1 pseudogene is annotated in these 359 nt (G+C 41.8%); it reads right to left on the bottom strand.

Annotated features, from left to right (window positions below):
* Positions 1–359, bottom strand: a pseudogene (locus tag Q8G36_RS28700) (transposase); the annotation flags it as partial.

Raw genomic sequence — 359 nt, 5'->3', positions numbered from 1 at the left:
AGTGTTCATCATAAACATAGTCATGTTTGCGAAAGAATCCTTCTTTTGTACGAGGACGTGTATAGGGTAAAGCAGGTGTAATTTCTTTGTTAAATAGGTAGCTTGTAATCGCTGGTGTTTTATAAGCCGCATCTGGGCAACTGCTTCTGGCTTTCCAACTTTCTCAATCACTTGCTCAACAAGTCGCTCCAAAATATGACTGTCATGTGTATTACCAGGTGTTACAATCGTTCCAATACAAAACCGTTGCGGTCTGCGGCCGCGTGGAATGAATAGGCAAACTGTTTTGTTCGTTCATCTTTCACATAGTAGCCACTCTCAGGATCCGTAGTACTTTCTTTCATTGCTCTGGTTTCTTC

This window comes from Peribacillus frigoritolerans, from assembly GCF_030676415.1.
GTDB classification, from domain to species: Bacteria; Bacillota; Bacilli; order Bacillales; family DSM-1321; genus Peribacillus; species Peribacillus frigoritolerans_A.
This window is presented reverse-complemented; position numbering and strand designations above follow the sequence as displayed.